Below are 24257 nucleotides of genomic sequence, written 5' to 3'. Positions count from 1 at the left end.
GGGTTCGCCAAACAGGCCGAAGACCAGGCCATGCAGCTGGAGCGCGTGGACACCATCGGCGCCGGCGTGGACTCCGTGCTGCACCTGCCGGAGGCCCGCGTGGAGCGGCCGATGTTCCAGCGCCACTACGCGGTGCGCGACGGCGTGCTGGCCGCGATGGATGCCCCGCTGCTGGTGATCCATGGCGGCGCCGGCGTCGAGCGCGCCGGGACCGGTCCGGCCGAAGCCGCGGCCGCGCGGCAGGCGCTGGAAGCGGCGCTGCGCGCGGGCCACGCGCAGCTCAAGGCCGGCAAGCCGGCGGTGGACGCGGTGTCCGCTGCGATCCAGGTGCTGGAGGACGCGCCGCAGTTCAATGCCGGCCGCGGCGCGGTGTTCACCCACGACGGCCGCAATGAACTCGACTCCTCGATCATGGACGGCGCCAGCGGCAAGGCCGGCGCGGTGGCCGGCGTGCACCGGGTCAGGAACCCGATCACGCTGGCGCGCGCGGTGATGGAAAAGTCGCGCCACGTGATGATGGTCGGCGACGGCGCGGAGATCTTCGCCGAGCAGCAGGGCATCGAACTGGTCGACCCCTCGTACTTCCGCACCGAAAAGCGCTGGCAGCAGTTGCAGGAGGCGTTGAAGGAAGAGGCGCAGGCGCAGGCGAGCAACACGCCGCTGGTGCTGCCCGGCAAGGCCTATTTCGGCACGGTCGGCGCGCTGGCGCTGGATGCGCAGGGTCATCTCGCCGCCGGCACCTCGACCGGCGGCATGACCAACAAGCGCTACGGCCGGGTCGGCGATTCGCCGATCATCGGCGCCGGGACCTGGGCCGACCAGCGGTGCGCGGTTTCCGGCACGGGCTGGGGCGAGTACTACATCCGCGATGCCGCCGCGCACGAGATCTGCGCACGCGTGCGCCTGGCCGGGCAATCCATCGGCCGCGCAAGCGACGGCGTGATCAACGGGGACATCCCGAAGGCCGGCGGCGATGGCGGCGCGATCGCGCTCGATGCGCAGGGCGTGGCCGCGTTCCCCTTCAACACCGAAGGCATGTACCGGGGCTGGATCGGCGCGGACGGCGTGCCGCACGTGGCGGTCTACAGGGATGATCCGCTGCCGATGCCGGCGTACTGAGCGGGCTGGCGCTGCAGTTGCGGCAGCGCGCGCTGGAGAGTGGCGCCGCCGGGCAGGTCAGTCCCGGGTAGAAGGCTTTCGCCAGGCACGCCGGCAGCGCCGGCGGCCAGGTCCCGGGCGGGCAGGGATACCTGGCGGCCGGCATGGCCTCCGGCGCACGGCCGACCGCGGCTGCGGCCGGGTTGGCGCCGCAACTGCTTCAACCCCGGAGATGCAGTGGCCGGCACCAGGCGGAGAGTGGATCCCGCATTCGTGTCTCGGTGATTTGTGAGATTCTTTCAGGTAAGGTCGCCTGAAGGAAGAATCCCTGTCCGGCCGGTCTGGCGGGCGCGGCGATGATCGCGTGGGGAATCCCCCGATGCCGGGCGATGGCCAGGCCATCTTGCCGGGCGTCGGCGGCCAGGTTGCCACGCCGATCAGACTCGCCGATCAAGACAAAGGCGTGGCGCGGGACCGGATCGTTGCCGAGGCCCCGTCCGCGAGGGCTTGCGTCCGGGCGAATCGCTGTCGTTTCCGCGCGGGGGCGGCCGCACCTTTGGACGGGGTAGCCGCCCGCGGTAGGATTCCGGCCCCCGGGGACCGCGGAACAGCGCGCCCGGGAAAGAAAGATGATCCCCACCGTTGACATGAATTCCCGGCAGCGTCAAAATCGCGGGCTGTTTCATGGGTTTGCACAAATACCGGAGGGATACCCAAGCGGCCAACGGGGGCAGACTGTAAATCTGCTGGCTTACGCCTTCGGTGGTTCGAATCCACCTCCCTCCACCAACCGGTTCCGCATGTCGCGGGAGTAGTTCAACGGTAGAACCTCAGCCTTCCAAGCTGATGGTGCGGGTTCGATTCCCGTCTCCCGCTCCACCGCGGATCTTCCATTGACATTCCTGCGGCACGCATACATCTACATCGCTCACGTAGCTCAGTCGGTAGAGCACCTCCTTGGTAAGGAGGAGGTCGATGGTTCGATTCCATTCGTGAGCACCACTTCCAGCTCCAAAGCTCCATCCAACATTCCGATTCCAGTCATCCAACAGTTCAGCGAGAAGCACAGTCATGGCCAAGGGTAAGTTCGAGCGCACCAAGCCCCACGTGAACGTGGGCACGATCGGTCACGTGGACCACGGGAAGACGACGCTGACGGCGGCGCTGACGAAGATCGGCGCGGAGCGTTTCGGCGGCGAGTTCAAGGCCTACGACCAGATCGACATGGCGCCGGAAGAGAAGGCGCGCGGCATCACGATTTCGACCTCGCACGTGGAATACGAGTCCCCGACGCGCCACTACGCCCACGTCGACTGCCCGGGCCACGCCGACTACGTGAAGAACATGATCACCGGTGCGGCGCAGATGGACGGCGCGATCCTGGTGTGCTCGGCCGCGGACGGCCCGATGCCGCAGACGCGCGAGCACATCCTGCTGGCGCGCCAGGTGGGCGTGCCGTACATCGTGGTCTACCTGAACAAGGCGGACATGGTGGACGACGCCGAGCTGATGGAGCTGGTGGAGATGGAAGTGCGCGAGCTGCTCTCCAAGTACGAGTTCCCGGGCGACGACACCCCGATCATCAAGGGTTCGGCGCTCAAGGCGCTGGAAGGCGACCAGTCGGAGATCGGCGTGCCGTCGATCCTGCAGCTGGTGGACGCGCTGGACACCTGGATTCCGGAGCCGGAACGTGACATCGACAAGCCGTTCCTGATGCCGGTCGAGGACGTGTTCTCGATTTCGGGTCGCGGCACGGTGGTGACCGGCCGCATCGAGCGCGGCGTGATCAAGGTGGGCGAGGAAATCGAGATCGTCGGTATCCGCCCGACCCAGAAGACCACGGTCACGGGCGTGGAAATGTTCCGCAAGCTGCTGGACCAGGGCCAGGCGGGCGACAACGCGGGCCTGCTGCTGCGCGGCACGAAGCGTGACGACGTCGAGCGCGGCCAGGTGCTGGCCAAGCCGGGCAGCATCACCCCGCACACCGAGTTCGAAGCCGAGGTGTATGTCTTGAGCAAGGACGAAGGCGGCCGCCACACGCCGTTCTTCAAGGGCTACCGCCCGCAGTTCTACTTCCGGACCACGGACATCACCGGTGCGGTCACCCTGCCCGAGGGCGTGGAGATGGTGATGCCGGGCGACAACGTGAAGATGGTGGTGGCGCTGATCAACCCGGTGGCGATGGACGAAGGCCTGCGTTTCGCGATCCGCGAAGGCGGCCGCACGGTCGGCGCCGGCGTGGTGGCCAAGATCATCAAGTAAGCATCCGTCAGTCCGGCGCCCAGGCGCCGGGCTGGCAGCAGATCCTCGTCCCGGATGTTCCAGGCGGGACCTGTTTTGCTTGCGGGTTTCCGGGCAGGGCGAGCCTGCCCCGTCAAAAAATGATCCAAAACAGGCTTGCAATGGTTTTGGGCTGCCCGCTATAATGTTCGACTACTTCACGGATCGCCCGCGCGGCAAGTCGTGAAGACCGCGAAATGAGGTGCAGGACGCGCTTCGTTTTCGCCAGACAGGGAAATGTCGCGTGGCAGTGCTTCGCCCGCCCCGAAGTTCTTCGGGGCACATGGGGAGGAGCCAGCCGTCGCGTCTGCGATTCTCAGTCTGGCGGACCGGGTAACCGGTCCGTTTTCTTTGTCCAGGATACTGCCGAGGCGCGAAACACTGCTTCGGCAAGTCATTGTTTCCACGGGGTTTTGCGCATCAAGCCGCGGAACCTGTCGCTCTTTCAACGAAGGAATCTCCGTCATGGCGGACCAAAAGATCCGGATCCGGCTGAAAGCGTTCGATCATCGCCTGATCGACCGTTCGGCCAGCGAGATCGTCGAAACGGCCAAGCGGACCGGCGCCCAGGTGTGTGGCCCGATCCCGCTGCCGACCAAAATCGAGCGTTACACCATCCTGACGTCCCCGCACGTCGACAAGGATGCGCGTGACCAGTACGAAACCCGCACGCACAAGCGCGTGCTCGACATCATCGACCCCAACGACAAGACCGTGGACGCGCTGATGAAGCTCGAGCTCGCGGCTGGCGTCGACGTCCAGATCAAGCTGACCTGAGGGCCACGACCATGACCGCGAAGAAGTATTCGTTGGGCATCGTCGGCCGCAAGGCCGGCATGAGCCGCATCTTCACCGAGGATGGCGTGTCCATTCCGGTGACGCTGATCGAAGCAACCCCGAACCGCATCACCCAGGTGAAGACCCCCGAAACCGACGGCTACAGCGCCGTGCAGGTTGCCGTTGGCGTCAAGCGCGCCGCGCTGGTCAACAAGCCCGAGGCGGGCCACCTGGCCAAGGCCAAGGTCGAAGCGGGCCGCGGCCTGTGGGAGCTGCGCGTGGCCGACGACAAGATCGGCGATTTCAGCGTCGGTGGCGAGATCAAGGCCGACATCTTCGAGGCCGGCCAGATCGTCGACGTCGAGGGCGTGACCAAGGGCAAGGGCTTCCAGGGCACGATCAAGCGCTGGAACTTCAGCATGGGCGACGCGACGCACGGCAACTCGCTGTCGCACCGCTCGCCGGGCTCGATCGGCCAGCGCCAGACGCCCGGCCGCGTTTTCCCGGGCAAGAAAATGTCCGGCCACATGGGTGCCGTGCGCCAGAGCACGCAGCGCCTCGAAGTGGTCCGGGTCGACGCCGAGCGCGGCCTGATCGCGATCAAGGGCGCCGTGCCGGGCGCGCCGGGCGGCGACGTCATCGTCCGCCCGTCGAGCAAGGCATAAGGAGAGACGACGATGGAACTTGCCATCAGCAATAGCAAAGAGAAGCTGTCGGTTTCCGACGCCGTGTTCGGCCGCGAATTCAGCGAGGACCTGGTCCACCAGGTCGTCGTCGCCTATCGCAACGCCGGTCGCGCCGGTACCAAGGCGCAGAAGACGCGTTCGGAAGTCAACGGCACGACCAAGAAGTCGAAGAAGCAGAAGGGCGGCGGTGCGCGTCATGGCGCGCTGACGGCCCCGATCTTCGTCGGCGGCGGCGTGACGTTCGCGGCCAAGCCGCGCAGCTTCGAGCAGAAGGTCAACCGCAAGATGTACCGCGCCGCGATCGCCGCGATCCTGTCGGAGCTCAACCGCCAGGGCCGCCTGAAGGTCGTCGACGCATTCGACGTCGAGGCGAGCAAGACCAAGGCGCTGGTGTCGAAGCTGAAGGACCACGAGCTCGGCCGCCGGCCGCTGATCGTGACCGAAGAGGCTTCCGAGCACCTGTACCTCTCCGCTCGCAACCTGCCGTACGTCGAGGTTCGCGACGTGCAGGGCCTGGACCCGGTGGCGCTGGTCAGCGCCGACAGCGTGCTGGTCACCAGCGACGCGGTGAAGAAGATCGAGGAGTGGCTGGCATGAACGAGGCCAAGCTCTACAGCGTGATCCGCGCACCCCGCGTGTCCGAGAAGACCGCGCGCCTGCAGGAAGTTTCCAACCAGTACGCGTTCGAAGTCGCCAAGACCGCGACCAAGGCCGACATCAAGACGGCCGTCGAACAGCTTTTCAGCGTCAAGGTCGAAGCGGTCAACGTGGTGAACGTGAAAGGCAAGAACAAGGCCTTCCGCAACCGCCAGGGCAGCCGTGGCGACTGGCGCAAGGCGTACGTGACGCTGGTCGACGGCCAGTCGATCGACGTGATGACGGCCAAGGCCTGAGGACGGACCGATGCCATTGATGACATTCAAACCCACTTCCGCCGGCCGCCGCAGCGCGGTTCGCGTGGTCACGCCCGACCTGCACAAGGGTGCCCCGCATGCGCCGTTGCTCGAGAAGCAGAGCAACAGCGGCGGCCGCAACCACCACGGCCGGATCACCACCCGCCACATCGGTGGTGGCCACAAGCAGCATTACCGGATCATCGACTTCAAGCGCGACAAGGAAGGCATCCCGGCGCGCGTGGAGCGGATCGAATACGATCCCAACCGCACCGCGCACATCGCGCTGCTGTGCTACGTCGATGGCGAGCGCCGCTACATCATCGCGCCGAAGGGCCTGAAGGCCGGCGACCAGGTGATCGCGGGCAACGACGCGCCGATCAAGACCGGCAACACGCTGCCGCTGCGCAACATCCCGGTCGGTTCCACCGTGCATTGCATCGAGATGAAGCCCGGCAAGGGCGCGCAGATCGCGCGTGCCGCCGGTGCCGGCGTGCAGCTGGTCGCCCGCGAAGGCGTCTACGCAACGCTGCGCCTGCGTTCGGGCGAGATGCGCCGCGTGCCTTCCGAGTGCCGCGCGACCATCGGCGAAGTCGGCAACGTCGAACACAACCTCCAGAAGCTGGGCAAGGCCGGTGCCGCCCGCTGGCGCGGCATCAAGCCGACCGTCCGCGGTGCAGCGATGAACCCGGTCGACCATCCGCACGGCGGTGGCGAGGCCAAGGCCGGGCAGGGCAACCCGCATCCGGTCACCCCGTGGGGCGTGCCGACCAAGGGCTACAAGACCCGACACAACAAGCGGACGCAGCAGTTCATCGTGCGCGATCGCAGGAGCTAATCGACCATGGCACGTTCACTCAAGAAGGGTCCCTTCGTGGACCACCACCTCGTCAAGAAGGTGGAAGCGGCCGGCAACACCAAGCGCCCGATCAAGACCTGGTCGCGCCGCTCGATGATCCTGCCGGAAATGGTGGGTTACACCATCGCCGTGCACAACGGCAAGAACCATGTCCCGGTGCTGGTCAACGAGAACATGGTCGGCCACAAGCTCGGCGAGTTCGCCCTGACCAGGACCTTCAAGGGTCATGGCGGCGACAAGAAGTCGGGGAAGTAAGGGGATGAACATGGAAGCGAAGGCAATCCTGCGCACCGCGCGCATCTCCCCGCAGAAGGCACGCCTGGTCGCCGACCAGGTGCGCGGGCTCTCGGCCGAACGCGCCGTCAACCTGCTGAAGTTCTCGGACAAGAAAGCCGCCCACCTGATCAAGAAGGTGGTGGAGTCGGCGATCGCCAATGCCGAGAACAACCAGGGCGCCGACGTCGACGAGCTTAAGGTCAAGACCATCATGGTCGACGAGGGCCCGACGCTGAAGCGTTTCATGGCGCGCGCCAAGGGTCGCGGTACCCGCATCCTCAAGCGCACCAGCCACATCACCGTCGTCGTCGGCGAGGGGAAGTAACTCATGGGTCATAAAGTTCATCCGACCGGAATCCGCCTTGGCATTTCCAAGGACTGGAACTCGAAGTGGTACGCCGGCAAGAAGGAATACGCCGGTTATCTCGCCGCCGACCTCAAGGTCCGCGAGATGCTGCGCAAGAAGCTGGCCGCCGCCGGCATCAGCCGCATCATGATCGAGCGCCCGGCGAAGACCGCCCGCGTCACGATCCACACCGCCCGCCCGGGCGTGGTGATCGGCAAGCGTGGCGAGGACATCGAGAAGCTGCGCAAGGAAGTGTCCGACCTGATGGGCGTCCCGGCGCACATCAACGTCACCGAGGTCCGCAAGCCGGAACTCGACGCGCAGCTGGTCGCCGAGTCGATCGCGCAGCAGCTCGAGCGCCGCATCATGTTCCGCCGCGCGATGAAGCGCGCCGTCGGCAACGCGATGCGCCTGGGCGCGCTGGGCATCAAGGTCAACGTCGGTGGCCGCCTCAACGGCGCCGAGATCGCGCGTTCGGAGTGGTATCGCGAAGGCCGCGTGCCGCTGCATACGCTGCGCGCCGACGTCGACTACGGCTTCGCCGAAGCCAAGACCACCTACGGGATCATCGGCATCAAGACCTGGGTCTACAAGGGCGAGATCTTCGATTTCTCCCAGGTTGGCCAGGAAAAGCAGGACGACACGCCGCGTGGCGATCGCGGTGACCGCGAGCGCCCGCGTGGGCCGCGTCGTGAACGCGAGGCGAGGGACTGATCATGCTGCAACCCAAGCGAACCAAGTACCGCAAGATGCACAAGGGCCGCAATGACGGCCTGGCATGGAACGGCAACCTCGTCAGCTTTGGCGAGTACGGCCTGAAGGCCACCCAGACCGGGCAGATCACCGCGCGCCAGATCGAGGCCGCGCGCCGTTCGATCAGCCGCTACGTCAAGCGCGGCGGCAAGATGTGGATCCGCGTGTTCCCCGACAAGCCGATCACCAAGAAGCCGATCGAAGTCCGCATGGGCTCGGGCAAGGGCGCCGTGGAATTCTGGGTCGCGCAGATCCAGCCCGGCCGCATGATCTACGAGATCGAGGGCGTCGACGAGGCAACCGCGCGCGAGGCGTTCCGCCTGGCCGCCGCCAAGCTCTCGGTCACCACCACTTTCGTGACCCGGACGGTGCGCTGATGGAACTCAAACAACTCCGCGAGAAGTCGGCCGACGAGCTCAAGGCCCACCTGCTCGAGCTGCACAAGGAGCAGTTCTCCCTGCGCATGCAGAAGGCCACCGGCCAGCTCTCCAAGACCCACGACGTGCGTCGGGTCCGCCGCGAGATCGCCCGCGTCAACACGCTGCTCGGCACGAAGCAGTAAGGACCATGACCATGGACAACATTGATAAAAAGCAGCGCACGGTCGAAGGCCGCGTGGTCAGCAACAAGATGGACAAGACGGTGACGGTGCTCGTCGAGCGCCAGGTCAAGCACGCGCTGTACGGCAAGTACATCCGTCGCTCGACCAAGCTCCACGCCCACGACGCCGAGAATGCCTGCAACGAAGGCGACGTCGTCCGGGTGACGGAGATCGCACCGATGTCGAAGACCAAGAACTGGCGCGTCGTCGAGATCGTCTCGCGCGCGACCGAATAAGAGGAGGCTGAACCATGATCCAGATGCAAAGCCACCTCGACGTGGCCGACAACTCCGGCGCCAAGGAAGTGATGTGCATCAAGGTGCTCGGCGGCTCCAAGCGCCGTTACGCCGGCATCGGCGACATCATCAAGGTGTCGATCAAGGATGCGATCCCGCGCGGCAAGGTCAAGAAGGGCGAGGTCTACGACGCCGTCGTGGTGCGCACCCGCAAGGGCGTCCGCCGCGCCGATGGCTCGCTGATCCGTTTCGACGGCAACGCCGCCGTGTTGCTCAACAACAAGCACGAGCCGATCGGCACGCGCATCTTCGGGCCCGTGACCCGTGAACTGCGTTCCGAGAAGTTCATGAAGATCGTCTCGCTCGCGCCTGAAGTGCTCTGAGCGGAGGAAACAGACATGAACCGTATCAAGAAGGGTGACCGCGTGATCGTCACCGCCGGCAAGGACAAGGGCAAGCAGGGCGACGTGGTGCGCGTCATCGGCGACAAGGTCGTCGTGTCGAACATCAACATCGTCAAGCGCCATACCAAGCCGAACCCGCAGATCAACCAGCCCGGCGGCGTGATTGAGCGAGAAGCACCGATCCACGTGTCCAACGTGATGCTTTTCAACCCTGCTTCCGGCAAGGGCGAGCGCATCGGTACCAAGGTCCTCGAGGATGGACGGCGCCTGCGCGTTTTCCGCTCGAGTGGTGAGGCGATCGACGCCTGAGGAATGCAGAAATGACGACCCGTCTGGAAAAGTTCTACAAGGAAGAAGTGGTGCCGAAGCTCATGGAGAAGTTCGGCTACACCAACCCGATGCAGGTGCCCCGGCTGAACAAGATCACGCTCAACATGGGCGTGGGCGAAGCGGCGACCAACAAGAAGATCCTGGAGAACGCGGTTGCCGACATGGCGAAGATCGCGGGCCAGAAGCCGATCGTGACCAAGTCGCGCGTCTCGGTGGCCTCGTTCAAGATCCGCGATGGCTGGCCGATCGGCTGCAAGGTGACCCTGCGTCGCTCCAGGATGTACGAATTCCTGGATCGCCTGGTCAACGTGTCGCTGCCGCGCGTGCGCGACTTCCGCGGCGTGTCGGGCCGTTCGTTCGACGGCCGCGGCAACTTCAACATGGGCGTGAAGGAACAGATCATCTTCCCGGAAATCGATTTCGACCAGGTCGACGCGCTCCGCGGGATGGACATTGCCATCACCACCACCGCCAAGACCAACGAAGAAGCCAGGGCGCTGCTCGAAGCCTTCCGCTTCCCGTTCCGCTGATCCGAGGATAGAACCATGGCAAAGACTTCAATGGTCAACCGCGAAACCAAGCGGGAAAAGCTGGCGAAGAAGTTCGCTGCCAGGCGCGATGCCCTGAAGAAGGTCATCAGCAGCCAGGAAGCGAGCTACGAGGAGAAGATGGAGGCCGCGGTCAAGCTGCAGAAGCTGCCGCGCGACTCGTCGCCCTCGCGCCAGACCACGCGCTGCGCCCTGACCGGCCGCCCGCGCGCCGTGTACAGCAAGTTCGGCCTGGGCCGCAACAAGCTGCGCGAAGCCACCATGCGCGGCGACGTGCCGGGCCTGCGCAAGGCGTCCTGGTAAGCAACCGCAACCGTCCCCCATCCGGCGGGACTCCACGAAGACATTCGCGAAAGCGGATATCGGTGCACTCAAAGGTAATCATCAATGAGCATGACTGATCCCATCGCCGACATGCTGACCCGCATCAGGAATGCGGCAGCGGTTGGCAAGCCGACGGTGAAGATGCCGTCGTCCAGGACCAAGGTCGCCATCGCCAAGGTCCTGCAGGACGAGGGCTACATCGGCGGTTCGCGCGTGATCGAGAACGGCGCCAAGGCCGAGCTCGAGATCGAGCTGAAGTACTACGAAGGCCGCCCGGTGATCGAGCGCCTGCAGCGCGTGTCGCGCTCGGGCCTGCGCCAGTACCGCGGCAAGGACGCGCTGCCCAAGGTCCTCAACGGACTGGGCGTCGCGATCATCTCCACCTCCAAGGGCATCATGACCGATGCGCAGGCGCGCCAGCAGGGCGTCGGCGGTGAAGTCCTGTGCTTCGTGGCCTAAGGGAGTAACGAACATGTCCCGAGTAGCCAAGAAGCCGATCGTCCTGCCGAAGGGCGTCGAGTTGAACGTCCAGGCCGACAGCGTCAGCGTCAAGGGCCCGAAGGGCACCCTGTCGATCGCCAAGCCCGCCGGTATCGAGATCAAGATCGAGAACGGCCAGGCGCAGCTGTCCGCCGGCGATGCAGAGCAGATTGCCATCACCGGCACCCTGCGCTCGATCGTGGCCAACATGGTGCACGGCGTGTCCGAAGGCTTCGAGCGCAAGCTCGAGCTGGTCGGCGTCGGTTACCGCGCCGCGATGCAGGGCAAGGACCTGAACCTGTCGCTGGGCTTTTCTCATCCGGTGCTGTTCAAGGCCCCGGACGGCATTACCATTGCCACCCCGACCCAGACCGAGATCGTGGTGACCGGCGCCGACAAGCAGCGCGTCGGCGAGGTTGCAGCCAAGATCCGCGGCTTCCGTCCGCCGGAGCCGTACAAGGGCAAGGGCGTGAAGTACGCCGGCGAGAACATCATTCGTAAGGAAGCCAAGAAGGCCTGATCCCGCGAGGGATCCCAGGGTTTTCAGCTTCCGCCAGGAGCAAGAAGATGGACAAGAAAATCGCACGCCTGCGCCGCGCCAAGTCGACCCGCGCGCACATCCGCGAACTCGGCGTGCCGCGCCTGTCGGTGCTGCGCACCGGCCAGCACGTGTACGCGCAGCTGTTCAACGCCGACGGTTCGAAGGTGCTGGCCGCTGCCAGCACCACGCAGGCCGACATCCGCGAAGGACTCAAGAGCGCCAAGAACACCGAGGCCGCCGCCAAGGTGGGTCGTGCCATCGCCGAGAAGGCCAAGGCCGCGGGCATCGAGAAGATCGCCTTCGATCGTTCCGGTTACCGCTACCACGGCCGGATCAAGGCGCTGGCCGATGCCGCGCGCGAGGCTGGCCTGCAGTTCTGATGCTTGAACGCATGGGGCATCGTCCCCATGCACTGTCGTCCCTGCCGGCGCGGGTTGCGCCGGGCGCCGCGGCGGGTTTCCGCCACGACGATGCACCCGATCCATATCCCAACAATAAGCGGCAGCAGCCGTAATCAACCTTTCAAGACAGGAAACGACAATGGCAAACGAACGCGATTCGCGCGGGCGCAACAACCGCGAGGAAATCGACGACGGGATGATCGAAAAGCTCATCGCCGTCAACCGCGTCTCCAAGACCGTCAAGGGCGGTCGGCAGTTCACCTTCACCGCGCTGACGGTGGTGGGTGACGGCAACGGCAAGGTCGGCTTCGGCTACGGCAAGGCGCGCGAAGTGCCGGTCGCGATCCAGAAGTCGATGGAGTATGCGCGCAAGGGCATGTCCAACGTGGAGCTCAACAACGGCACCCTGTGGCACGCGGTGAAGTCGGGCCACGGCGCGGCGCATGTGTACATGCAGCCGGCGTCCGAGGGTACCGGCGTGATCGCCGGCGGCGCGATGCGCGCCGTGCTCGAAGCCGTGGGCGTCAAGGACGTGCTGGCCAAGGCAACCGGTTCGCGCAACCCGATCAACCTGGTGCGCGCCACGCTCAAGGGCCTGACCGAGATGCATTCGCCGGCCCGCATCGCGGCCAAGCGGGGCAAGAAGGTGGAGGATCTGCAGCATGGCTAAGAACGAAAGCAATGGCGGCACCGTCAAGGTGCGCCTGGTCAAGGGCCTGCGCGGCTCGCAGGCGAAGCATCGCCTGTCGGTCAAGGCGCTGGGCCTGAACAAGTTGAACGACGTCCGGGAACTCAAGGACAGTCCGCAGGTCCGTGGTCTGATAAACAAGGTCCACTACCTCGTCCGTGTGGAGGAATAAGACATGCGCATGAATACACTTTCGCCCGCAGACGGCGCCCGCCAGGAACGCAAGCGCGTCGGTCGTGGCATCGGTTCGGGCTTGGGCAAGACCGCGGGCCGCGGCCACAAGGGTTCGTTCGCGCGCTCGGGCAAGGGCAAGATCAAGGCCGGCTTCGAAGGCGGCCAGATGCCGATGCACATGCGCCTGCCGAAGATCGGCTTCCGCTCCAAGCTCAAGAACGACACCGCGCAGGTCATGCTTTACCAGCTCGACAAGCTCGAGGGCGACATCGATTTCGCCGCCCTGCGTGCCGCCAAGCTGGTCCCGGCAAAAGCCAAGCAGGCCAAGATCGTGAAGAAGGGCGAGGTTTCGAAGAAGCTCGTGCTCAAGGGCCTGCTGGCCACGGCGGGCGCCCGCGCGGCGATCATCGCTGCCGGCGGAAAGTTCGAGGAGTAAGCGGCGCATGGCACGGAGCGGCAACGCGGTGGGCGGGCTCGGCAAGTTCACGGAACTGCGCCAGCGGCTGCTGTTCGTGCTCGGCGCGCTGCTGGTCTATCGCATCGGTTCCTTCATCCCCGTGCCGGGCGTCAACCCGCAGGCGATGCTGGCGCTGATGGAGCAGCAGAAGGGCACCATCGTGGACATGTTCAACATGTTCTCCGGTGGTGCGCTGTCGCGCTTCAGCCTGTTCGCGCTGAACGTGATCCCGTACATCTCGGCCTCGATCGTGATCCAGCTGCTGGTGCAGATCATGCCCAGCCTCAAGGCGATCCAGAAGGAAGGCGAGTCGGGTCGCCGGCGCATCACCCAGTGGTCGCGCATCGGCGCGATCCCGCTGGCGATCTTCCAGGCCGCCGGCATCGCCACGGCGTTGCAGGGTGGCGGCGCGACGGGTGGCATCCAGGCGGTCTACAGCCCCGGCATCGGCTTCATCATGACCGCGGTGGTGGCACTGACCGCGGGCACGATGTTCCTGATGTGGGTGGGCGAGCAGGTGACCGAGCGCGGCGTCGGCAACGGCGTGTCGCTGATCATCTTCGCCGGCATCGTCGCGGGCCTGCCCGGCGCGGTCATCACCACGCTGGAGAGCTTCAGCAACGGCGACATGAGCGCCATCACGCTGATCCTGATCGTGCTGGTGGTGTTTGCGTTCACCTTCTTCGTGGTGTTCGTCGAAAGTGGCCAGCGCCGGATCACGGTGAACTACGCGCGGCGCCAGGGTGGTCGCGGCGCCTACATGAACCAGAGCTCGTTCCTGCCGCTCAAGCTCAACATGTCCGGCGTGATCCCGGCGATCTTTGCCTCGTCGATCATCATGTTTCCGGCCACGGTCACGACCTGGTTCGGCGGGCAGGGCGCCGGCGGCTTCCAGCTGACGCTGCAGAAGATCAGCCAGGCGCTGTCGCCGGGCGAGCCGCTGTACCTGATCCTGTTCGCGGCCCTGATCACCGGCTTCACCTTCTTCTACACCGCGCTGGTCTTCAATTCGCAGGAGACCGCCGACAACCTCAAGAAGTCGGGTGCGCTGATCCCGGGCATCCGCCCCGGCAAGGCGACGGCGGACTACGTGGATTCGGTGCTGACGCGGCTGACCGCTGCCGGCGCGGCCTACATGGTGCTGGTCTGCCTGCTCCCGGAATTCATGCGCAAGGACCTGGGCGCCTCGTTCTACTTCGGCGGCACTTCGCTGCTGATCGTGGTGGTGGTGGTGATGGACTTCATTGCCCAGATCCAGGCCCACCTGATGTCGCACCAGTACGAGAGCCTGCTCAAGAAGGCAAACCTGAAGGGCGGGGCCCGGGCACGCTAGGCCGGGTGGCCTCCAGGCCGGCGGCAACCACCCGCCCCGGCGGCTGGTGGTAAGAGTATGAAAGTCCACCCATGGAGAGGGCGGACGATGGCAAGCAGGCCCACCAGGGCCACGCCAGGACGGCGGCAATACCCCTCCCGAGAGGAGGGCTGATGGGCAACCCGGGCGGCGGTCTCGCGCACGGGTGGGCCAGTGCCGGTCCCCGCGCTTGAGTGGCGAGGGGCGGGCGGGGCGCCGGATTACGGCGCCGCGTCCAGCGCGGGTCCGTTGCCGGAGCATGGGCACACTCCCCATGCCGGAAAGGGGCATTGGCCGGTTGATCGGCCGGATGCAGGCAGGATGCCGGTCCCCCTTCCTAGCAACCCGAGACCCTGTTAGAATTTCGTGTTCACTCCGCCGGATTTCCCTGTCCGGCCGCCAAACAGTTGGAGATCTCGCGCATGGCGCGTATTGCAGGTGTCAACCTGCCTGCCCAGAAGCATGTCTGGGTCGGGCTGCAAAGCATCTACGGCATTGGCCGTACCCGTTCGAAGAAGCTTTGCGAATCGGCCGGCGTCAACTCGTCGACCAAGATCCGCGACCTGTCCGAGCCGGAAGTCGAGCGCCTGCGCATCGAAGTCGGCAAGTACGTGGTCGAGGGCGACCTTCGCCGCGAGATCGGCATGGCCATCAAGCGCTTGATGGACCTGGCCTGCTACCGCGGCCTGCGCCACCGTCGCGGCCTGCCGCTGCGCGGCCAGCGCACCCGGACCAATGCCCGCACCCGCAAGGGTCCGCGCAAGGCCATCAAGAAGTAAAGGACACAGACCATGGCCAAGCCAGCAGCAGCCAAACCGAAGAAGAAGATTAAGCGCGTCATTACCGACGGTATCGCGCACGTCCACGCTTCGTTCAACAACACCATCGTCACGATCACCGACCGCCAGGGCAACGCACTGTCGTGGGCGACTTCGGGCGGCGCGGGTTTCCGCGGTTCGCGCAAGTCCACCCCGTTCGCAGCCCAGGTCGCCGCGGAGAAGGCCGGCAAGGCCGCCCTCGACTACGGCGTGAAGTCGCTGGAAGTGCGCATCAAGGGTCCGGGTCCGGGCCGCGAGTCGGCCGTACGTTCGCTCAACAACGTCGGCTACAAGATCACCAACATCATCGACGTGACGCCAATCCCGCACAACGGGTGCCGTCCGCCGAAGAAGCGTCGCGTCTGAGGAGCTGAGAAGAGATGGCTCGTTATATCGGTCCCACCTGTAAGCTCGCCCGTCGCGAAGGCGCCGACCTGTCGCTCAAGAGCCCGACGCGTGCGTTGGATTCCAAGTGCAAGCTGGAGCAAAAGCCCGGCCAGCATGGCGCAACCAACACCCGTCGCGGCAAGCTGTCCGACTATGCCACCCAGTTGCGCGAGAAGCAGAAGGTCAAGCGCATCTACGGCCTGCTCGAACGCCAGTTCCGCAACTACTACAAGAAGGCCTCGACCCGGAAGGGCAACACCGGCGAGAACCTGCTGCAGTTGCTCGAGACCCGCCTGGACAACGTCGTCTACCGCATGGGCTTCGCCGTGACCCGCCCGGCCGCGCGCCAGCTGGTGTCGCACCGTGGCATCACGGTCAACGGCAAGTCGGTCAACCTGCCTTCGTACCAGGTCAAGGCCGGCGACGCGATCGCCCTGTCGGAAAAGGCGCAGAAGCAGCTTCGCGTGCAGGAAGCGCTGAACGTTTCCTCGACGATGGACCTGTCCCCGTCGTGGATCGAGGTCGACTCGAAGAAGTTCAGCGGCGTGTTCAAGGCGGTCCCGGACCGCGGCGACCTGCCTGCCGACATCAATGAAGCGCTGATCGTCGAGTTGTACTCGAAGTAAGCAAGCGCCCGCTTCAGCATTCCCGAAGCATTTGCATGGCATCGCCGGCCCCACCGGCGAGCCCCAGGAGACACCAGAACATGACGGCTAACGCCAACCAGGTCTTGCGCCCGCGTGGTCCCCAGATCGAACGCCTCGCCGGCAACCGCGCGAAGGTCGTGATCGAACCGCTGGAGCGCGGCTACGGCCACACCCTCGGCAACGCGCTGCGCCGCGTGCTGCTGTCGTCGATCCCCGGCTTCGCGATCACCGAGGTCGAGATCGACGGCGTGCTGCACGAGTACAGCACGATCGAGGGCCTGCAGGAGGACGTGCTCGAAGTCCTGCTCAACCTCAAGGACGTCGCCATCCGCATGGGCACCGGCGAGAGCTCCACGCTCACGCTCGCCAAGTCCGGCCCCGGCGTTGTCACCGCCGCCGACATCAAGACCGACCACAACGTCGAGATCCTCAACGGCGAACACGTGATCTGCCATCTGACCAAGGATGCGTCGATCAACATGCGCCTGAAGATCGAGCGCGGCTTCGGCTACCAGTCGGCCGCCTCGCGCCGCCGCCCGGACGAGGAAACCCGCACGATCGGCCGCCTGATGCTCGATGCCTCGTTCTCGCCGGTCCGCCGCGTGGCCTATGAAGTCGAGGCTGCGCGCGTCGAACAGCGCACCGACCTGGACAAGCTGGTCATCGACATCGAGACCAACGGCACGATCGACGCCGAGGAAGCCGTGCGCACCGCCGCCGACATCCTCACCGACCAGCTCAGCGTGTTCGGTGACTTCACCCACCGCGACCGCAGTGCGCCGAAGGCCGCGCCGACCGGCGTCGACCCGATCCTGCTGCGCCCGATCGACGACCTCGAGCTGACCGTGCGTTCGGCCAACTGCCTCAAGGCCGAGAGCATCTACTACATCGGCGACCTGATCCAGAAGACCGAGGTCGAACTGCTCAAGACGCCGAACCTCGGCAAGAAGTCGCTCACCGAGATCAAGGAAGTGCTCGCCCAGCGCGGCCTTTCGCTCGGCATGAAGCTCGAAAACTGGCCGCCGGCCGGTGTTTCCGCCCACGGCATGCTCGGCTAAGCCGGGAATCAACCAGGAACCAAGACCATGCGCCACCAGAAATCCGGACGCAAATTCAGCCGCACCAGCGCGCATCGCGATGCGATGTTCACCAACATGGCCGCCTCGCTGTTCAAGCACGGGCTGATCAAGACCACGCTGCCGAAGGCGAAGGAACTGCGTCGCGTCGCCGAGCCGTTGATCACGATGTCGAAGACCGACGGCGTTGCCAACCGCCGCCTCGCCTTCTCGCGCCTGCGCGACAAGGAAGCGGTGGGCAAGCTGTTCGTCGAGCTTGGCCCGCGCTACCAGAGCCGCCCGGGCGGCTACCTGCGGATCCTCAAGTGCGGCTTCCGCGACGGCGACAACGCGCCGATGGCCTACGTCGAACTCGTCGACCGGCCGCAGGCGGCCGAGTAAGCCGACCGGACCCAGGCGTGCCACCAGAAACCCCGGCCTCCGCGCCGGGGTTTTTGCTAACGTGGCGCCGGTGCGGCGGGCGACCACCGCAATCGATCCGAAGAACCCAAGGTGTGCCCGTGACCCTCAATCCATCCCGCTGGTCCTTCCGCAGCCAGTGCTTCGCCGGTTTCGTCGTCTGCGTGGCGCTGGTGGGCTTTGCGATCTTCTCGCAGTTCCAGTGGGGGCTCGAACCCTGCCCGCTGTGCATTTTCCAGCGCATCGCCTTCGCAGCGCTTGCGCTGGTGCTGCTGGTGGCCGGGCTGCATTCGCCGCGGGGCGCGACGGGGCGTCGCGCGTACGGCGTGCTTGCGCTGGTGCCCGTGCTGGCCGGCATCGCCATTGCCGCGCGCCATGTCTGGCTGACCCATCTGCCCGCCAACGAAGTGCCCGCCTGTGGCCCGCCGCTGTCGTTCATGATGGAAGCGAATCCGCTGACCGACGTGATCCGCCAGGTGCTGACCGGTTCGGGCGAGTGCGCAAGGGTCGACTGGACCTTCCTCGGGCTGTCGATGCCGGCCTGGAGCCTGCTGTGGTTCGTGCTGCTGGGCTTGCTGGTGCTGTCGGCGGCATTCCGGCGTCGCTGAACCCGATGCACATGATGGGTTGCAGCGAGGCGCCTTCGGGCAGATGATGGGTTTTCGCTGCGACGCAACATAAGCTGCCCGACGATGGCCCGTTCCGACCAGTCCGCCCTGCATTCCGTCAGCCTGCCCGAGGGCTGGACGCCGTCCAGCTGGCGCGCGCGCCCGGCGCTGCAGCTGCCCACCTACCCCGATCCCGACGTGCTGGCCGGCGTGCAGGAAGAACTGCGCGCGCTGCCGCCGCTGGTGACCTCTTGGGAAATCATGGCGCTGAAGCAGCAGCTGGCGGACGCGCAGGAAGGCAGGCGCTTCCTGCTGCAGGGCGGCGACTGTGCGGAGAACTTCTCCGACTGCAATTCCGACGTGATCTCCAACCGGCTCAAGGTGCTGCTGCAGATGAGCCTGGTGCTGGTGCACGGGCTGCGCCTGCCGGTGGTGCGCGTCGGCCGTTTCGCCGGGCAGTACGCCAAGCCGCGTTCTGCCGATACCGAGACCCGCGACGGCGTCACCCTGCCGAGTTATCGCGGCGACATCGTCAACTCCCCGGGGTTCACCGCGCAGGCGCGCACGCCGGACCCGCGGCGCATGGTCAAGGCGCACGCGCGTTCGGCGATGACGATGAACTTCGTGCGCTCGCTGATCGATGGCGGTTTCGCCGACCTGCATCACCCCGAGTACTGGGATCTGCGCTGGGTGGGACATTCGCCGCTGGCCGACGAGTACCACCGGATGGTGTCGGGCATCGGCGACGCGGTGCGCTTCATGGAAACGCTGTCCGGGACCTCGGTGAACAACCTCAACCGGGTCGATTTCTTCACTTCCCACGAGGCGCTGCTGCTGCCCTACGAGGAAGCGCAGACCCGGCAGGTGCCGCGGCAGTGGGGCTGGTTCGACCTGAGCACGCACTTCCCGTGGATCGGCATGCGCACCGCGGCGATCGATGGCGCGCACGTCGAGTACTTCCGCGGCATCCGCAACCCGGTGGCGGTGAAGGTCGGCCCGTCGGTGACGCCCGACCAGCTGCTGGCTCTGGTCGACGTGCTCAATCCCGACGACGAGCCCGGTCGGCTGAGCCTGATCCACCGGATGGGCGCGGCGCACGTTGCCGACAAACTGCCGCCGCTGCTCGATGCGCTCAAGCGCAATGGCCGCCGTGTGCTGTGGATCTGCGACCCCATGCACGGCAACACCGAAGCGACCAGCAACGGGTACAAGACCCGGCGTTTCCGCAACATCCGCAGCGAGATCGAACAGTCGTTCGACATCCACGCCGCCGCGGGCACGCGCCTGGGCGGCGTGCACCTGGAGCTGACCGGCGAGGACGTCACCGAATGCACCGGCGGCGCCCGCGACCTCAGCGACCTCGACCTCGAGCGTGCGTATCGCTCCAGCGTCGATCCGCGCCTGAACTACGAGCAGGCGCTGGAAACCGCGATGCTGATCGTGCGCAAGCAGGCGCAGCTGGCAGCGCCGGCTTCGGCCTGACGCTTCCGCCCGCATTGCTTCGGCCCATCGCGCGCCGGGCATGGGATGACATCGAGCGGGCCTCGGCCGCGGCTTGGCGCCACCGCCGCATCGGCCGGGCCGGCAGCGACGATCATCGCGCCGCGCGCATCGAGATCGTCAGTTGGTGACCAGCTTCGGCGCTGGAACCATGATCTCCGGCGTGACGCTCTGCAGGAACTGCGGCGGCTTGCGCGCGCGGGTCTTCTGCTCGAACGCGTAGGCCAGTTCCAGCAGTCGCGGCTCGCTCCAAGCCGGCCCCATGAACACGATGCCCAGCGGCAGCCCATGGCTGTCGCCCATCGGCACGGTGATGCTGGGCGTCCCGGCGACGGCAGCCACGCCGTAGCCGGCGCCGGTGAAGTGGTCGCCGTTGATCGGGTTGGTCAGCCAGGCGGGCGACATCGATGGCGCGACGAGCGCGTCGAGGTCTTGCGCGGCAAGCGCGGCATCGATCCCCTCCGGTCCCGCCAGGCGCCGCGCCTTCGCGCGCGCGGCAATGTATGCCGGTTCGGTGAGCGGTCCCTTGGCCTGGGCCTGCTCGAAGATGTCCTGGTCGAAGTACGGCATTTCGCGCGGGGCGTGGCGCCGGTTGAATTCGATCAAGCCGGCCAGGGTCCTGATCGGCGCGCCGCTCTTGCGCAGGTACGCTTCGACGCCGGCCTTGAACTCGTACTGGAACACTTCGAACTCGGCGTCGTTCCATTGCGCCAGCGTCGGAATCCGCGCGTCGACCACGGTTGCGCCGGCGGCCTTGATCGCCTCGATCGCGCGTGCCATCGCGGCGTCGACATCGGGGTGGTAGCCCATCAGCTCGCGTACCACGCCGATGCGCGCGCCCGCGAGTCCGTCGGCTTTCAGGTGCGGCGCGTAATCGGCGATCGCGTGGCCGGTGCCTGCCTGCGTGGCGGCGTCGGCGGCGTCCCGGCCCGAGATCGCCGCCAGCAAGGCCGCGGCATCGGCAACGCTGCGCGCCATCGGGCCGGCGGTGTCCTGGCTTTGCGAGATCGGGATGATGCCGTCGCGACTCACCAGCCCTACCGTCGGCTTGATGCCGACCAGCGCGGCGACCGCGGATGGGCAGATGATGCTGCCGTCGGTCTCGGTGCCGATCCCGACAACGGCGAGGTTGGCTGCGATCGCGCTGCCGGTGCCGGCGCTGGAGCCGCAGGGGCTGCGGTCGAGTGCGTAGGGGTTGCGGGTCTGGCCGCCGCGCGCACTCCAGCCCGACGTCGAGCGCGATGAACGGATGTTGGCCCACTCGCTGAGGTTGGTCTTGCCGAGGATCACCGCGCCGGCTTCGCGCAGGCGACGCACGAGGAAGGCGTCTGTCTTCGGATGATGGTTCGCGAGCGCGAGCGAGCCGGCCGAGTTCGCCATCGGCGTCGCGTCGATGTTGTCCTTCAGCAATACCGGGATGCCGTGCAGCGCGCCGCGCACCTGGCCCGCCTTGCGTTCGGCATCGCGCGCGTGCGCTTCGTCGAGCGCACGCGGATTGAGTTCGATCACCGCGTTGAGCGTCGGCCCGGCGTCGTCGATGGCGGCGATGCGGTCCAGGTAGGCCCGGGTCAGTGCGTGGCTGCTCAGTTCGCCACTGCCCATGCGCGCCTGCAGGTCGGCGATGTCGGCTTCCTCGAAGGCGAAGGAGCCAGGTGTGGTGGCGTTGTCCGGGGCGGTCGGCTGGCCGGCTGCGGCGGAGGGCACGGCGAGCGTGGTCGCCTGGGGTTGCCTGCCGCAGGCGGCGAGCAGCGTACAGGCGAGCAGCAGCGCGAACGGTGGTCGGTGCGGCATGATCGTGCTTCCCGCGATGGCAGCGTGCAGCATCGCGCGGCATGGCGGCGCGGGCAAGGAGCTTGCGGCTGGAGACGCTTCTGCAAGGGCGGTGAGGTTGCAGGACCGGCTTCAGCCGCGCGCTTTCAACGGGCCACGTGCGCGTGCCAGCGAATCAGCGCCGGCGGCGGAGCAGGTCGCGCGCCAGCACCCAGACCACGATGACATTGACCGCCACCACCGCCAGCGCGATCCAGCCCGGGTGCACGAACAGCGCATAGACATCGAACGGCAGATAGGCCGCCGCAGTCACGCAGCCCAGCCACGACGCCCATGACTTCGCCCGCCACAGGCCCCAGCCTTCGAGCAGGTGCAGCGCACCGTAGAAGAACACCGCGGCCGCGGCCAGATGCACGGAATCGGGGCTGATCGCATGGGCGAGCCACGCCATCGCGCCGTGGTCGGGGTCGAGCTGGAAGCGGGCGATCAGCACCTGCACGAAATGCTGCAGTGACGCCGGGCCCAGCAATTCCAGCCCGCTGGCCGCAAGCACGGCCAGCGCACCCTTGGTGGCTTCGACGATCGCGATGATGTGCAGTCCCGGATGCGCGTGTGGATCCGGGTTGTAGTGCGGATGCCCTGCCTGCGGGCCGGCGGCGTCGCCGGGACGCGTGACGCGCTCAGGCTGGCCGCTCGTGCCGATGGCGTCGGACTCAGGCGGCGCGCGAGGCGCGCTTGCGGTCGGTCTCGGTCAGGAACTTCTTGCGCAGGCGGATTTCCTTCGGCGTGACTTCCACCAGCTCGTCGTCCTCGATGAAGTCCAGCGCCTGCTCCAGCGTGTACTTGATCGCCGGGGTCAGCTGGATCGCATCATCCTTGCCCGAAGCGCGCATGTTGGTCAGCGGCTTGGTCTTGATGACGTTGACGGTGAGGTCGTTGTCCTTGCTGTGGATGCCGACCAGCTGGCCCTCATAGACCAGGTCGCCTTCGGCGGCGAACAGCTTGCCGCGTTCCTGCAGCGGGCCGAGCGAATAGGCGGGCGTCGCGCCGGGGGCGTTGGCGATCATCACGCCGTTCGGGCGCTTGGCGATCGCGCCCTGTTCCTTCGGCCCGTAGTGGTCGAAGACGTGGAACAGCAGGCCGGTGCCCTGGGTCAGGGTCTTGAACTCGTTCTGGAAGCCAATCAGGCCGCGGGCCGGGATCATGTAGTCCAGGCGCACGCGTCCCTTGCCGTCGGATTCCATGTTCTTCAGCTGGCCCTTGCGGATGCCGAGCTTTTCCATCACGCCGCCCTGGTGCACTTCCTCGATGTCGACCACCAGCTGTTCGATCGGTTCCATCAGCTGGCCGTCGACCTCCTTGATGATGACTTCCGGGCGCGACACCGCCAGCTCGAAGCCTTCGCGGCGCATGGTCTCGATCAGCACCGACAGGTGCAGTTCGCCGCGGCCGGAGACCAGGAATTTGTCCGGGTCCGAGCCTTCTTCGACCTTCAGCGCGACGTTGTGCAGGGTCTCGCGCTCGAGCCGCTCGCGCAGCTGGCGGCTGGTGATGAACTTGCCGCCGCTGCGGTCCTTGTTGCCGGCGAACGGCGAGTTGTTGACCTGGAAGGTCATGCTGATGGTCGGTTCGTCGACGGTCAGCGCCGGCAGCGCCTCGGGTGCGTCCAGCGCGCAGATCGTGTCGGAGATGCTCAGGTCGGCGACGCCGGACAGGGCGATGATGTCGCCGGCCTCGGCCTCTTCGACTTCAACGCGCTCCAGGCCCATGAAGCCGAGCACCTGCAGCACCTTGGCCTGGCGCTTCTTGCCGTGGCGGTCGACCACGCTCACCGGCATGTTGGTGCGCACCTTGCCGCGCTGGATGCGGCCGACGCCGATCAGGCCGACGAAGTTGTTGTAGTCCAGCTGGCTGATGCGCATCTGGAACGGGCCGTCGAGGTCGACCGTCGGCGGCGGCACGTGCTTCATGATCGCCTCGTACAGCGGGGTCATGTCGCCGTCGCGCGCGGTGTCCTCGAGGCTCGCGTAGCCGTGCAGCGCCGAGGCGTAGACGATCGGGAAGTCGAGCTGCTCGTTGGTGGCGCCAAGCTTGTCGAACAGGTCGAACACCTGGTCGATCACCCAGTCCGGGCGCGCGCCGGGGCGGTCGATCTTGTTGACCACCACGATCGGCTTGAAGCCCATCGCGAACGCCTTCTGGGTGACGAAGCGCGTCTGCGGCATCGGCCCGTCCATCGCGTCGACCAGGATCAGCACCGAGTCGACCATCGACAGCACGCGCTCGACTTCGCCGCCGAAGTCGGCGTGCCCGGGCGTGTCGACGATGTTGATGCGGTTGCCCTGCCAGGTGATGGCGGTGTTCTTGGACAGGATCGTGATGCCACGTTCCTTTTCCTGGTCGTTGCTGTCCATCACGCGCTCGGCGAGCACCGTGCGTTCGGAGAACGTGCCCGACTGCTTGAGCAGGCAGTCGACGAGGGTGGTCTTGCCATGGTCGACGTGGGCGACGATGGCGATGTTGCGGAGGCGTTCTATGGACATACGGGA

At 66.3% G+C, this 24257-nt stretch carries 34 protein-coding genes and 3 tRNA genes; 34 read left to right on the top strand and 3 right to left on the bottom strand.

Annotation, left to right across the window (positions count from 1 at the left end):
- Window positions 1-111: 111 nt before the first annotated feature.
- The 34 genes from H570_RS19415 to H570_RS0110100 all read left to right on the top strand — a co-directional run bounded on the left by H570_RS19415 (window position 112) and on the right by H570_RS0110100 (window position 19920).
- On the top strand, window positions 112-1119 hold the full coding sequence (locus H570_RS19415) for an isoaspartyl peptidase/L-asparaginase family protein (protein WP_245559601.1): 1008 nt from the start codon (window positions 112-114) through the stop codon (window positions 1117-1119).
- Between the two features lie 682 nt (window positions 1120-1801).
- Window positions 1802-1887, top strand: a tRNA-Tyr gene (locus tag H570_RS0110260).
- Window positions 1888-1903: 16 nt separating this feature from the next.
- Window positions 1904-1977, top strand: a tRNA-Gly gene (locus H570_RS0110255).
- A 47-nt stretch (window positions 1978-2024) separates the two neighbouring features.
- Window positions 2025-2100 (top strand) — tRNA-Thr (locus H570_RS0110250).
- 69 nt (window positions 2101-2169) lie between these two features.
- Window positions 2170-3360 (top strand): elongation factor Tu, encoded by a 1191-nt coding sequence (gene tuf / locus H570_RS0110245; RefSeq protein WP_027078971.1) that lies wholly within the window; start codon window positions 2170-2172, stop codon window positions 3358-3360.
- 483 nt (window positions 3361-3843) lie between these two features.
- On the top strand, window positions 3844-4155 hold the full coding sequence (gene rpsJ, locus H570_RS0110240; RefSeq protein WP_027080654.1) for a 30S ribosomal protein S10: 312 nt from the start codon (window positions 3844-3846) through the stop codon (window positions 4153-4155).
- An 11-nt stretch (window positions 4156-4166) separates the two neighbouring features.
- The gene (gene rplC, locus H570_RS0110235) at window positions 4167-4820 is read left to right on the top strand and encodes a 50S ribosomal protein L3 (RefSeq protein ID WP_027080653.1); all 654 of its coding nucleotides are present in this window, start codon (window positions 4167-4169) and stop codon (window positions 4818-4820) included.
- 12 nt (window positions 4821-4832) lie between these two features.
- Window positions 4833-5438, top strand: coding sequence for a 50S ribosomal protein L4 (gene rplD / locus H570_RS0110230; protein ID WP_027080652.1), 606 nt, complete (start codon window positions 4833-4835; stop codon window positions 5436-5438).
- Window positions 5435-5734, top strand: a complete 300-nt coding sequence (rplW, locus tag H570_RS0110225; protein ID WP_027080651.1) for a 50S ribosomal protein L23 — start codon at window positions 5435-5437, stop codon at window positions 5732-5734. Before rplD ends, rplW begins: the two co-directional genes overlap by 4 nt.
- 10 nt (window positions 5735-5744) lie before the next feature.
- Window positions 5745-6572, top strand: coding sequence for a 50S ribosomal protein L2 (rplB, locus tag H570_RS0110220; protein WP_027080650.1), 828 nt, complete (start codon window positions 5745-5747; stop codon window positions 6570-6572).
- A gap of 6 nt (window positions 6573-6578) precedes the next feature.
- Entirely contained in the window at window positions 6579-6848 is a 270-nt protein-coding gene (gene rpsS / locus H570_RS0110215) for a 30S ribosomal protein S19 (RefSeq protein WP_027080649.1), read from the top strand.
- A 10-nt stretch (window positions 6849-6858) separates the two neighbouring features.
- On the top strand, window positions 6859-7194 hold the full coding sequence (rplV, locus tag H570_RS0110210; RefSeq protein ID WP_027080648.1) for a 50S ribosomal protein L22: 336 nt from the start codon (window positions 6859-6861) through the stop codon (window positions 7192-7194).
- 3 nt (window positions 7195-7197) lie between these two features.
- Window positions 7198-7929, top strand: a complete 732-nt coding sequence (rpsC, locus tag H570_RS0110205; protein ID WP_027080647.1) for a 30S ribosomal protein S3 — start codon at window positions 7198-7200, stop codon at window positions 7927-7929.
- Between the two features lie 2 nt (window positions 7930-7931).
- Window positions 7932-8345, top strand: a complete 414-nt coding sequence (gene rplP, locus H570_RS0110200; RefSeq protein WP_027080646.1) for a 50S ribosomal protein L16 — start codon at window positions 7932-7934, stop codon at window positions 8343-8345.
- Window positions 8345-8530: a 50S ribosomal protein L29 gene (gene rpmC, locus H570_RS0110195; protein ID WP_027080645.1), complete on the top strand. Its 186-nt coding sequence runs from the start codon at window positions 8345-8347 to the stop codon at window positions 8528-8530. The genes rplP and rpmC overlap by 1 nt, the downstream gene beginning before the upstream one ends.
- 11 nt (window positions 8531-8541) lie before the next feature.
- Window positions 8542-8805 carry a 30S ribosomal protein S17 gene (gene rpsQ, locus H570_RS0110190; protein WP_027080644.1) on the top strand — a complete coding sequence of 88 codons (264 nt, stop codon included), beginning with the start codon at window positions 8542-8544 and terminating at the stop codon, window positions 8803-8805.
- 14 nt (window positions 8806-8819) lie between these two features.
- The gene (rplN, locus tag H570_RS0110185; protein ID WP_027080643.1) at window positions 8820-9188 is read left to right on the top strand and encodes a 50S ribosomal protein L14; all 369 of its coding nucleotides are present in this window, start codon (window positions 8820-8822) and stop codon (window positions 9186-9188) included.
- Window positions 9189-9203: 15 nt separating this feature from the next.
- Window positions 9204-9518 carry a 50S ribosomal protein L24 gene (rplX, locus tag H570_RS0110180; protein ID WP_027080642.1) on the top strand — a complete coding sequence of 105 codons (315 nt, stop codon included), beginning with the start codon at window positions 9204-9206 and terminating at the stop codon, window positions 9516-9518.
- Window positions 9519-9529: 11 nt separating this feature from the next.
- Window positions 9530-10069: a 50S ribosomal protein L5 gene (gene rplE / locus H570_RS0110175; RefSeq protein WP_027080641.1), complete on the top strand. Its 540-nt coding sequence runs from the start codon at window positions 9530-9532 to the stop codon at window positions 10067-10069.
- Between the two features lie 15 nt (window positions 10070-10084).
- A complete protein-coding gene (gene rpsN, locus H570_RS0110170) occupies window positions 10085-10390 on the top strand; it encodes a 30S ribosomal protein S14 (protein WP_027080640.1) in 306 nt (101 codons plus the stop codon).
- 84 nt (window positions 10391-10474) lie between these two features.
- Complete coding sequence (gene rpsH, locus H570_RS0110165) at window positions 10475-10870, top strand: 30S ribosomal protein S8 (RefSeq protein WP_027080639.1); 396 nt, start codon at window positions 10475-10477, stop codon at window positions 10868-10870.
- A 13-nt stretch (window positions 10871-10883) separates the two neighbouring features.
- Window positions 10884-11411 carry a 50S ribosomal protein L6 gene (rplF, locus tag H570_RS0110160; protein WP_027080638.1) on the top strand — a complete coding sequence of 176 codons (528 nt, stop codon included), beginning with the start codon at window positions 10884-10886 and terminating at the stop codon, window positions 11409-11411.
- 47 nt (window positions 11412-11458) lie between these two features.
- Window positions 11459-11812, top strand: coding sequence for a 50S ribosomal protein L18 (gene rplR / locus H570_RS0110155; protein ID WP_027080637.1), 354 nt, complete (start codon window positions 11459-11461; stop codon window positions 11810-11812).
- A 160-nt stretch (window positions 11813-11972) separates the two neighbouring features.
- Window positions 11973-12503, top strand: coding sequence for a 30S ribosomal protein S5 (gene rpsE / locus H570_RS0110150; protein ID WP_036135949.1), 531 nt, complete (start codon window positions 11973-11975; stop codon window positions 12501-12503).
- Window positions 12496-12693, top strand: a complete 198-nt coding sequence (gene rpmD / locus H570_RS0110145) for a 50S ribosomal protein L30 (RefSeq protein ID WP_027080635.1) — start codon at window positions 12496-12498, stop codon at window positions 12691-12693. The genes rpsE and rpmD overlap by 8 nt, the downstream gene beginning before the upstream one ends.
- A gap of 3 nt (window positions 12694-12696) precedes the next feature.
- Entirely contained in the window at window positions 12697-13131 is a 435-nt protein-coding gene (gene rplO / locus H570_RS0110140; RefSeq protein WP_027080634.1) for a 50S ribosomal protein L15, read from the top strand.
- A gap of 7 nt (window positions 13132-13138) precedes the next feature.
- Window positions 13139-14485, top strand: a complete 1347-nt coding sequence (gene secY, locus H570_RS0110135) for a preprotein translocase subunit SecY (RefSeq protein WP_027080633.1) — start codon at window positions 13139-13141, stop codon at window positions 14483-14485.
- Between the two features lie 440 nt (window positions 14486-14925).
- Window positions 14926-15282 (top strand): 30S ribosomal protein S13, encoded by a 357-nt coding sequence (gene rpsM / locus H570_RS0110130; RefSeq protein WP_027080632.1) that lies wholly within the window; start codon window positions 14926-14928, stop codon window positions 15280-15282.
- Between the two features lie 12 nt (window positions 15283-15294).
- Window positions 15295-15687: a 30S ribosomal protein S11 gene (gene rpsK / locus H570_RS0110125; RefSeq protein WP_027080631.1), complete on the top strand. Its 393-nt coding sequence runs from the start codon at window positions 15295-15297 to the stop codon at window positions 15685-15687.
- 14 nt (window positions 15688-15701) lie between these two features.
- Entirely contained in the window at window positions 15702-16334 is a 633-nt protein-coding gene (gene rpsD, locus H570_RS0110120) for a 30S ribosomal protein S4 (RefSeq protein ID WP_027080630.1), read from the top strand.
- An 80-nt stretch (window positions 16335-16414) separates the two neighbouring features.
- Entirely contained in the window at window positions 16415-17413 is a 999-nt protein-coding gene (locus H570_RS0110115; RefSeq protein WP_027080629.1) for a DNA-directed RNA polymerase subunit alpha, read from the top strand.
- A 27-nt stretch (window positions 17414-17440) separates the two neighbouring features.
- On the top strand, window positions 17441-17812 hold the full coding sequence (rplQ, locus tag H570_RS0110110) for a 50S ribosomal protein L17 (RefSeq protein WP_027080628.1): 372 nt from the start codon (window positions 17441-17443) through the stop codon (window positions 17810-17812).
- A gap of 119 nt (window positions 17813-17931) precedes the next feature.
- On the top strand, window positions 17932-18438 hold the full coding sequence (locus H570_RS0110105; protein ID WP_036135945.1) for a disulfide bond formation protein B: 507 nt from the start codon (window positions 17932-17934) through the stop codon (window positions 18436-18438).
- 84 nt (window positions 18439-18522) lie between these two features.
- Window positions 18523-19920 carry a class II 3-deoxy-7-phosphoheptulonate synthase gene (locus tag H570_RS0110100; RefSeq protein ID WP_027080626.1) on the top strand — a complete coding sequence of 466 codons (1398 nt, stop codon included), beginning with the start codon at window positions 18523-18525 and terminating at the stop codon, window positions 19918-19920.
- Between the two features lie 138 nt (window positions 19921-20058).
- Here H570_RS0110100 and H570_RS17180 read toward each other — a convergent pair whose 3' ends face one another.
- The 3 genes from H570_RS17180 to typA all read right to left on the bottom strand — a co-directional run bounded on the left by H570_RS17180 (window position 20059) and on the right by typA (window position 24251).
- Window positions 20059-21729 carry an amidase gene (locus H570_RS17180; RefSeq protein ID WP_084500208.1) on the bottom strand — a complete coding sequence of 557 codons (1671 nt, stop codon included), beginning with the start codon at window positions 21727-21729 and terminating at the stop codon, window positions 20059-20061.
- A gap of 154 nt (window positions 21730-21883) precedes the next feature.
- Complete coding sequence (locus H570_RS0110085; RefSeq protein ID WP_245559600.1) at window positions 21884-22306, bottom strand: DUF2127 domain-containing protein; 423 nt, start codon at window positions 22304-22306, stop codon at window positions 21884-21886.
- 115 nt (window positions 22307-22421) lie between these two features.
- Window positions 22422-24251 (bottom strand): translational GTPase TypA, encoded by a 1830-nt coding sequence (typA, locus tag H570_RS0110080; RefSeq protein ID WP_027080624.1) that lies wholly within the window; start codon window positions 24249-24251, stop codon window positions 22422-22424.
- Between the last annotated feature and the right edge of the window lie 6 nt (window positions 24252-24257).

The sequence above is a fragment of the Luteimonas mephitis DSM 12574 genome, from assembly GCF_000422305.1.
Lineage (GTDB): Bacteria > Pseudomonadota > Gammaproteobacteria > Xanthomonadales > Xanthomonadaceae > Luteimonas > Luteimonas mephitis.
This window is presented reverse-complemented; position numbering and strand designations above follow the sequence as displayed.

Coding starts and splice junctions, on each gene's coding strand:
- H570_RS19415 (WP_245559601.1), top strand. CDS start 112: ATGTTCCAGCGCCACTACGCGGTGCGCGACGGCGTGCTGGCCGCGATG.
- tuf (WP_027078971.1), top strand. CDS start 2,170: ATGGCCAAGGGTAAGTTCGAGCGCACCAAGCCCCACGTGAACGTGGGC.
- rpsJ (WP_027080654.1), top strand. CDS start 3,844: ATGGCGGACCAAAAGATCCGGATCCGGCTGAAAGCGTTCGATCATCGC.
- rplC (WP_027080653.1), top strand. CDS start 4,167: ATGACCGCGAAGAAGTATTCGTTGGGCATCGTCGGCCGCAAGGCCGGC.
- rplD (WP_027080652.1), top strand. CDS start 4,833: ATGGAACTTGCCATCAGCAATAGCAAAGAGAAGCTGTCGGTTTCCGAC.
- rplW (WP_027080651.1), top strand. CDS start 5,435: ATGAACGAGGCCAAGCTCTACAGCGTGATCCGCGCACCCCGCGTGTCC.
- rplB (WP_027080650.1), top strand. CDS start 5,745: ATGCCATTGATGACATTCAAACCCACTTCCGCCGGCCGCCGCAGCGCG.
- rpsS (WP_027080649.1), top strand. CDS start 6,579: ATGGCACGTTCACTCAAGAAGGGTCCCTTCGTGGACCACCACCTCGTC.
- rplV (WP_027080648.1), top strand. CDS start 6,859: ATGGAAGCGAAGGCAATCCTGCGCACCGCGCGCATCTCCCCGCAGAAG.
- rpsC (WP_027080647.1), top strand. CDS start 7,198: ATGGGTCATAAAGTTCATCCGACCGGAATCCGCCTTGGCATTTCCAAG.
- rplP (WP_027080646.1), top strand. CDS start 7,932: ATGCTGCAACCCAAGCGAACCAAGTACCGCAAGATGCACAAGGGCCGC.
- rpmC (WP_027080645.1), top strand. CDS start 8,345: ATGGAACTCAAACAACTCCGCGAGAAGTCGGCCGACGAGCTCAAGGCC.
- rpsQ (WP_027080644.1), top strand. CDS start 8,542: ATGGACAACATTGATAAAAAGCAGCGCACGGTCGAAGGCCGCGTGGTC.
- rplN (WP_027080643.1), top strand. CDS start 8,820: ATGATCCAGATGCAAAGCCACCTCGACGTGGCCGACAACTCCGGCGCC.
- rplX (WP_027080642.1), top strand. CDS start 9,204: ATGAACCGTATCAAGAAGGGTGACCGCGTGATCGTCACCGCCGGCAAG.
- rplE (WP_027080641.1), top strand. CDS start 9,530: ATGACGACCCGTCTGGAAAAGTTCTACAAGGAAGAAGTGGTGCCGAAG.
- rpsN (WP_027080640.1), top strand. CDS start 10,085: ATGGCAAAGACTTCAATGGTCAACCGCGAAACCAAGCGGGAAAAGCTG.
- rpsH (WP_027080639.1), top strand. CDS start 10,475: ATGAGCATGACTGATCCCATCGCCGACATGCTGACCCGCATCAGGAAT.
- rplF (WP_027080638.1), top strand. CDS start 10,884: ATGTCCCGAGTAGCCAAGAAGCCGATCGTCCTGCCGAAGGGCGTCGAG.
- rplR (WP_027080637.1), top strand. CDS start 11,459: ATGGACAAGAAAATCGCACGCCTGCGCCGCGCCAAGTCGACCCGCGCG.
- rpsE (WP_036135949.1), top strand. CDS start 11,973: ATGGCAAACGAACGCGATTCGCGCGGGCGCAACAACCGCGAGGAAATC.
- rpmD (WP_027080635.1), top strand. CDS start 12,496: ATGGCTAAGAACGAAAGCAATGGCGGCACCGTCAAGGTGCGCCTGGTC.
- rplO (WP_027080634.1), top strand. CDS start 12,697: ATGCGCATGAATACACTTTCGCCCGCAGACGGCGCCCGCCAGGAACGC.
- secY (WP_027080633.1), top strand. CDS start 13,139: ATGGCACGGAGCGGCAACGCGGTGGGCGGGCTCGGCAAGTTCACGGAA.
- rpsM (WP_027080632.1), top strand. CDS start 14,926: ATGGCGCGTATTGCAGGTGTCAACCTGCCTGCCCAGAAGCATGTCTGG.
- rpsK (WP_027080631.1), top strand. CDS start 15,295: ATGGCCAAGCCAGCAGCAGCCAAACCGAAGAAGAAGATTAAGCGCGTC.
- rpsD (WP_027080630.1), top strand. CDS start 15,702: ATGGCTCGTTATATCGGTCCCACCTGTAAGCTCGCCCGTCGCGAAGGC.
- H570_RS0110115 (WP_027080629.1), top strand. CDS start 16,415: ATGACGGCTAACGCCAACCAGGTCTTGCGCCCGCGTGGTCCCCAGATC.
- rplQ (WP_027080628.1), top strand. CDS start 17,441: ATGCGCCACCAGAAATCCGGACGCAAATTCAGCCGCACCAGCGCGCAT.
- H570_RS0110100 (WP_027080626.1), top strand. CDS start 18,523: ATGGCCCGTTCCGACCAGTCCGCCCTGCATTCCGTCAGCCTGCCCGAG.
- H570_RS17180 (WP_084500208.1), bottom strand. CDS start 21,729: ATGCCGCACCGACCACCGTTCGCGCTGCTGCTCGCCTGTACGCTGCTC.
- typA (WP_027080624.1), bottom strand. CDS start 24,251: ATGTCCATAGAACGCCTCCGCAACATCGCCATCGTCGCCCACGTCGAC.